Annotated in this window: 11 protein-coding genes; 6 read left to right on the forward strand and 5 right to left on the reverse strand. The window is 34.3% G+C overall.

The window, feature by feature from the left end:
• Positions 1-176 precede the first annotated feature (176 nt).
• Positions 177-617, reverse strand: coding sequence for a hypothetical protein (locus ACVWYN_RS08205; RefSeq protein WP_457288353.1), 441 nt, complete (start codon positions 615-617; stop codon positions 177-179).
• A 30-nt stretch (positions 618-647) separates the two neighbouring features.
• A complete protein-coding gene (locus ACVWYN_RS08210) occupies positions 648-929 on the reverse strand; it encodes a hypothetical protein (protein ID WP_457288354.1) in 282 nt (93 codons plus the stop codon).
• A 771-nt stretch (positions 930-1,700) separates the two neighbouring features.
• On the opposite strand from ACVWYN_RS08210, the gene ACVWYN_RS08215 reads away from it, so the two are divergent.
• From ACVWYN_RS08215 to ACVWYN_RS08230, 4 genes are all read left to right on the forward strand, one after another.
• Positions 1,701-1,865: a hypothetical protein gene (locus ACVWYN_RS08215; RefSeq protein ID WP_457288355.1), complete on the forward strand. Its 165-nt coding sequence runs from the start codon at positions 1,701-1,703 to the stop codon at positions 1,863-1,865.
• Between the two features lie 3 nt (positions 1,866-1,868).
• A complete protein-coding gene (locus ACVWYN_RS08220) occupies positions 1,869-2,351 on the forward strand; it encodes a hypothetical protein (protein ID WP_457288356.1) in 483 nt (160 codons plus the stop codon).
• A 221-nt stretch (positions 2,352-2,572) separates the two neighbouring features.
• Positions 2,573-2,776: a hypothetical protein gene (locus ACVWYN_RS08225; protein ID WP_457288357.1), complete on the forward strand. Its 204-nt coding sequence runs from the start codon at positions 2,573-2,575 to the stop codon at positions 2,774-2,776.
• Positions 2,777-2,866: 90 nt separating this feature from the next.
• Positions 2,867-3,055 carry a hypothetical protein gene (locus tag ACVWYN_RS08230; RefSeq protein ID WP_457288358.1) on the forward strand — a complete coding sequence of 63 codons (189 nt, stop codon included), beginning with the start codon at positions 2,867-2,869 and terminating at the stop codon, positions 3,053-3,055.
• 191 nt (positions 3,056-3,246) lie between these two features.
• Here ACVWYN_RS08230 and ACVWYN_RS08235 read toward each other — a convergent pair whose 3' ends face one another.
• Together ACVWYN_RS08235 and ACVWYN_RS08240 are read right to left on the reverse strand one after the other, a co-directional pair.
• Positions 3,247-3,714: a nucleotidyltransferase gene (locus ACVWYN_RS08235; RefSeq protein WP_457288359.1), complete on the reverse strand. Its 468-nt coding sequence runs from the start codon at positions 3,712-3,714 to the stop codon at positions 3,247-3,249.
• Positions 3,711-4,142 carry a hypothetical protein gene (locus ACVWYN_RS08240; protein ID WP_457288360.1) on the reverse strand — a complete coding sequence of 144 codons (432 nt, stop codon included), beginning with the start codon at positions 4,140-4,142 and terminating at the stop codon, positions 3,711-3,713. The genes ACVWYN_RS08235 and ACVWYN_RS08240 overlap by 4 nt, the downstream gene beginning before the upstream one ends.
• Positions 4,143-4,584: 442 nt before the next feature.
• Between ACVWYN_RS08240 and ACVWYN_RS08245 the strand changes: the two genes are divergently transcribed.
• Both ACVWYN_RS08245 and ACVWYN_RS08250 read left to right on the forward strand, forming a co-directional pair.
• Positions 4,585-4,737 (forward strand): hypothetical protein, encoded by a 153-nt coding sequence (locus ACVWYN_RS08245; protein WP_457288361.1) that lies wholly within the window; start codon positions 4,585-4,587, stop codon positions 4,735-4,737.
• 173 nt (positions 4,738-4,910) lie between these two features.
• The gene (locus ACVWYN_RS08250; RefSeq protein WP_457288362.1) at positions 4,911-5,180 is read left to right on the forward strand and encodes a hypothetical protein; all 270 of its coding nucleotides are present in this window, start codon (positions 4,911-4,913) and stop codon (positions 5,178-5,180) included.
• 241 nt (positions 5,181-5,421) lie between these two features.
• On the opposite strand, the gene ACVWYN_RS08255 is transcribed toward ACVWYN_RS08250, so the two are convergent.
• Positions 5,422-5,913: a hypothetical protein gene (locus ACVWYN_RS08255; protein ID WP_457288363.1), complete on the reverse strand. Its 492-nt coding sequence runs from the start codon at positions 5,911-5,913 to the stop codon at positions 5,422-5,424.
• Positions 5,914-6,268 lie beyond the last annotated feature (355 nt).

The following is a 6,268-nucleotide window of genomic DNA, read 5'->3' on the forward strand; positions in this document are numbered from 1 at the left end:
CCAACTGACCCCTCGCCGCCAATTTCAAAACCCAAGATAACAACTTGATTTCAAAGGGCAAAAGGGGTCAGTTTAAATTTGGCGAAAGGGGACCATCTGGTGTGGTTCATCCACTAGTCGTCATAAATATAGCAAAACCCACTTTCGTCGGGTTTGCTTTAATAAAACGTTGTCAATTATTTCAATAAACCTAATTTCAGAATACCAGGAGTTGTAGTGTTTAACTTAATACTAATTTTACGATTTAATTCTTCAGAAAAAGCTGAAAAGTACAGCAAGTTCTTCTGCCTTTTTAGGAAGGCTATCTCTCTAGTTTTATAAGTGAATGTTCTAAATTTCAAATACAAGAGATAGGATTTAGGGTCCGCATTATCCAATCTAAAATCTTTAGTAATATCATTAACGAAATAGTTTCCACTTACAAACTTGATTTCATTTAGAGGGTTAACGCACAATAAGTAATAATTTGAGGGTGGGGCATCAAATGGACCATCAAATACTTGAGCTGATTTATTCTTTCCATAAGATTCACTTGTAAATCTTAACCCATCGAGTTTTACTTGATAAACAATATAACCACTTATTGGATATTTAAAATCAAGCTCGTTGATTTGCATCTCTAACTTATATCCATGATTGGGTAAGGCTTAGTCAAAAAAATAACTATCCATGCCTTGCTCAAGAAATCCATTTTCATTCAAATCCTTCTTTCTATCTAGTTGATAACCGATATAGAAAGCCGTTATATTCTTATAAACTCTATTATAAATATATTCCTTAACCTTTAGACTATCTGTTTGTCCATTGGCCACATTACCAATTAGGAAAAGCAGAGACAATAAAGCAATACGCTTAATTTTATTAATAGTTTTTATGAAACATCGGTCGTGTTCTATCGGCTTTATCACCAGTCGAATTTCCTTTATCATTGGCATTAATTTATTCTATGGTAAAAATTAAGATACTGTCTTTCGCTTCAAAGTGAAACTAACATGATCTATTTCTCAAGCCAAGGTACAAGTAAGACTCTTTTTGCGCAAATGACTATCAAGCGTTATTTTTCCACCTTTTAAATCAATCCTATCATTTGCTGGGGGTTTTGGTTATAGTCATCATAAGCGTTCTTAGCGATAAACTATTAGCGATTAATATAATATTCTAAGGTAGTTGGTACATGGTTGGTACATAGTTGATACATGGTTGGTACATAGTTGGTTCGTCCATGGATGTACCAACCATGTTTTAAACATGTATCAAGTATGTTTTAAACATATAATCGATACATATGTAATTCATTATTTATGAGGGAAATTGACTTTAACAGTACAGTAATCGGAAAAGTTGGCAAACTGCCAGCTATATACTTAACGGTAAAATGTAATCGTATAGTTTCCAGACTTTTATCTATTAAAGTTCATTGGCTACGACTACACTTTTTGTTTTACTCATTGTTCACAAATATATTTTTACTGGAGATTATTTCAAAAGAACGCTCTGTTGAACTTCCGTAACGAAGTCCAGTCATATATTGAACCGTTCTAATTTCTTTTTCCTTTTAGCAAGCTTTCAATAATAATCTCGAGATTTTAGGCAAAAAATAATGTTTGCAATGAACAACAATTTGAAAAAGTTACGGAATCAATAAGCAAAAACCTTAACGCTTTTTTTTTGTAAATTTGACAGTGCTTCAAAATGATACTATGCAAAAAGTAAATCATACATTCGATCAAGCGGAACTGGATCTCTTAAAAGAAGGTTTAAAACGCAGCTATAAAGAACGGTTTGAAATGGCTACCCGTTTATTTAAAATACATCAAACGATGAGTAAAGCTGTAATTACACACAAACCATTTATAAGCAAATAGTTCGTGGACATCTTTGACGAAGAAATTTTAAAGTTTTGGCGAGCGCTTCAAGAGTATGGCGTTAAATACATTATGGTTGGCGGTTATGCCACAAACCTTCATCGTTATCAGCGCTTTACCGGAGATTTAGACATTTGGCTGTATGATACGGTGGAAAACAGGCAGAAACTTCGTAAAACTTTTATTAAATGTGAAATGGGAGATTATCTTATGATCGATTACATGCAATTTGTTCCTGGCTGGACTGATTTTCATTTAAATAATGGGTTAAGGCTGGATATACTTATTGATATGAAAGGGCTGGAGAATTATACTTTCGAAGAGTGCTTAAATATGGCATCCATTGCAGATATTGAAGACGTAAATATTCCATTTCTTCATATTAATCAATTAATTGAGAACAAAAGAGTGGTTAATATGCCTAAAGATCAGATTGACGTATCTGCGCTTGAACAGATTCGTAAATTACGAGAACTTGGTAATTAGTTTATTAAACTGTAATTACGCACAAACTATTTCCTAAAATAGCCATTTAGTTTATATTTTTGGCGTTCACTAACGTAAACCTTATATCCTTCCGGAACTTTCATTACTACATGGGCACCACCAGTAGGAATATGGTCAGCATATAAATTATTATCATACCTGGTAATAGAATGTCTGTTAAATAATTCATATGTATCAGTCTGCTCAATGCAGCCTGTAAGTTGAAACCTATTGATCCCGAAGCTAAAAAGCTGCTTGCATCAGCTAAAGATTGCCTTGTTGAAGTAATCCGGGAAATTCACACTACCTACGCGCAATCCGCCAGGCAGGACATATTTTTGGCCGACCTGCTTTTTGCTGAAAAGGTAAATTATCAAGATGAACTACAGGAAACTGGCAAACCGTTTCCAAGACAGAAAGATTGATGCGGAGCTCGAGCAGATTATCCTATATCCAATGATGGAGGCCACGCAACGAAAGCGCAATACGTATAGGAAATCAATTACTTATTAACCTTGCAGCAGGAAATTACGGAGTTATTGGATGGTGATATAAATTTACAGATGAACCTGCTGGTGCAACTGCTGATCAGTATGAATTTTAACAATCAGAAATTTATTGACTTTTGTATCAGGGGTATAAAGGCCGATCTTGATTCCATGACAGATGTAGATTTACGTTTCAGAAGCTTTTGCAGTCAATGAAGAAAGTTAATAAACAGGCTAGCTGCTGAAGCAGCTCCTCCTGGCACGGGCACAATGCACCTGCTGCCATTCTCTTTTGATAGCAACAAAATTTCATTTAATGGCAAAAAAAAGAATACTAAATAGTCGCAGCAATTCTTGTCAACTTGTTAAGTTGTACTGATCCTTTTGATAGTATATTAATCTGGCAACTACCTTTTTTTAGATTTTATTACCTTTTGTAATGTCTTAACATCGGCGATGTCCTGACTACGGCCGGAGACTTGTTTATTTTTCACGAGATCATTAAGACCGATATAGTTGATGACAAGATCATTCTCGAGTTCTACCTTTTCCATATTTAAAATCGCCTCGCTAAACTTAACTCCATCAATAGTATTCAGCACATCAATCCGTAATGGTGGATATCCAATCTGGCTAATTGATCCTTCAGTTAAAAAATCCTCCTTTTGGAACCCAAGAGATTGCAACCCAAAATCATTAACAACTTTGAGCATTCGAATTGCATTTTCTTCAGATACATTGATCCAAATATCGAGGTCACCTGTGTGACGAGGCTTACCATGAAATGCCAGTGCATAACCTCCCACAACCATGTACTCAACATCATAATGATTTAACAATTTAACAAAATCTTCAAAATCTTCGGCTAACGTCATGCGTACATTCCTTTCTTCACCAGCTTAGTTTTATCCATTCTTTGTCCCTTTGTTAAAGATTGAGAAATGATGTAAGTAACAGCTGCAGCACGCTCTTTTACCGGCCGGCCCAACCAATATTTCAGGTCATGTTGTTCATCATTAGCATCTTTCATCATCACCCTTCTTAGTACAGGTGCTATTTTTCTAATTCGGGGTTCAGAATTAGGCTTAGGCTTTAAAATAATATTTTTACGTTCTATTCGTATTTCCTGATTTTCATAAGCGACTTTAGCCTTACTCAAATAATTACTTATAGTGTTGTAATTAAACTGTGAATAGCTTAAACAAAAGTTCTTTAGATTGGAGAATACTTCAAAAGGATTCTCTGTATTATTTTTCCAAAAAACTACGACTACTCTTTTTTCTTGAATACTTAGCCTTTCCATATGTCAAATATAACAAACATCATAACAATATTAGTCACATTAATTAGATTTAATGGATCACATATCCTATCCATCAGATCTTTCGTCCGATGTTTTTCCTGTTCGCATTCTTAAAAGGCTGTCAACGCTATCACATTCTTCCTGTCCTGCAGGCTTCATCTGGATATTCAACATTTTCGTGCCCAAATCTTAATTAGCTTCATTTTGATTTGCTCATTGTTCACAAATATATTTTTATTGCTGATTATTGCAAGGGAACGCTCTGTTGAACTTCAGTAACGATGTCCAGTTATACATTGAACCGTTCTAATTTCATTTTCCTTTTAGCAAGCTTTCAATAATAACCTCACTTTTTTATGCCAAAATAAAAATGTTTGCAATGGACAACAATTTGAAAAAGTTACGGAATCAATAAGCAAAAACCTTAACACTTTTTGTAAATTTGAAAGAGCTTCAAAATGATACCATGGAAAAAGTAAATCATACATTCGATCAAGCGGAACTGGATCTCTTAAAGGAAGGTTTAAAACGCAGCTATAAAGAACGGTTTGAAATGGCTACCCGTTTATTTAAAATACATCAAACGATGAGTTAAGCTCTAATTACACACAAACCATTTATAAGCAAATAAATGCAACAAACCTTCATGGTTATCAACGCTTTACCGGAGATCTAGATATTTGGCTAAATGATACGGTAGAAAACAGGCAGAAACTTCGTAAAGTTTTTATTAAATGCGGAATAGGAGATTATCCTATGATCAATTATATGCAGTTTGTCCCCAGCTGGACTGATTTTCATTTAAATAACGGATTAGGGCTAAATATACTTATTGACATGAAAGGACTAGACGATTATACTTTCGAAGAATGCTTAAATATGGCATCCAATGCAGATATTGAAGACGTAACTGTGCCATTTTTGCACATTAATCAATTAATGCAAAACAAGAGAGTGGTTAATAGGCCAAAAGATCAGATTGACGTATCTGCACTTGAACAAATTCGTAAATTAAGAGACTTGGGTAATTGGGACTGACACAGTTCGCGTTACACTCCCGGCAAAAATGTTTTATTTATAAATTATTCATGCACGCAAAGTTAAATCCTGATACTTAGCTTCACAATATGTGCTCAGTAGGGCAGATACGTTTGACCTGTATAACTATTGTAATATCCAACCGACTAACTCGCCTGTTTCCTTGAATCCTGCTGAATAAATCTGTCAAGATGAGGTGCTATTTTGAGCTTACATTGGCATTCCCCGAAATCCAGCCTAGCTAATACTTTTCGGTTTCATCTGGTTTATTCAAATCGTCAGGGAAATTTTTTATAACCTCGTCTTCTATTGTGTTTTCAAAACCTAGATAAAGTATGCTATTGTCAACCTCACAAAAAGCTGCAATTTTATTGCAGCGACTAAGCAATATACCTCCGGTATAGGAAAAGTGGTCTTCATCTGAAAGGGATATAAATTCTTTCATACTAGGAATATTGAAAAACTCAATACATGAGTGCCTGCTGAAGTTTTTTGTTCTATAGTCCTTTTCATGCATTATAGGCATAATAATTAACCCCGGGCTATGAGTATAATCTAACAAATTAAAGAAGGGAACTACATTATGTTCTTCGAGCAAATAGCGGTTTTCAATTAGCTTTAGCTTCCAATTATCTGGTTTGAGGGTTATTTTTGAATTTTCTGAATAGAAATTATGAAATATATTATTACATAATTCCCAGTCCTTCTCAGTCATTTTTCTTCTTTCGTACATATTCTATTTAAAAAATGCGGACATATTCATACCTTGTGTCATAGTTGTAATAGTATCGTAACCTTTATATCCTCATGAATTTGATCCTCTGAATAGACCTGTCAACCTCTAAAATTCGTAACTCTTAAGTGAGATGGCGATGTTAGTTAAGGGTTCTTTAAATTAACCAAGAACTTAATCACCTGCACCACTTTGTCTAGCTATTAATTTAGAGCTTGGCTCATATTTAAATCACACAAAAAACTTTATAAAAACAATAATAACCTGAGTTCGATTTAAAAAAGTGTTATTTGTGTTGAAGCATCAGTTTGATATTTGATTGCTGGTTTTTTCGGAAAGAAGCTATAGGCGATTA

Source organism: Pedobacter sp. UYP24 (assembly GCF_054057295.1).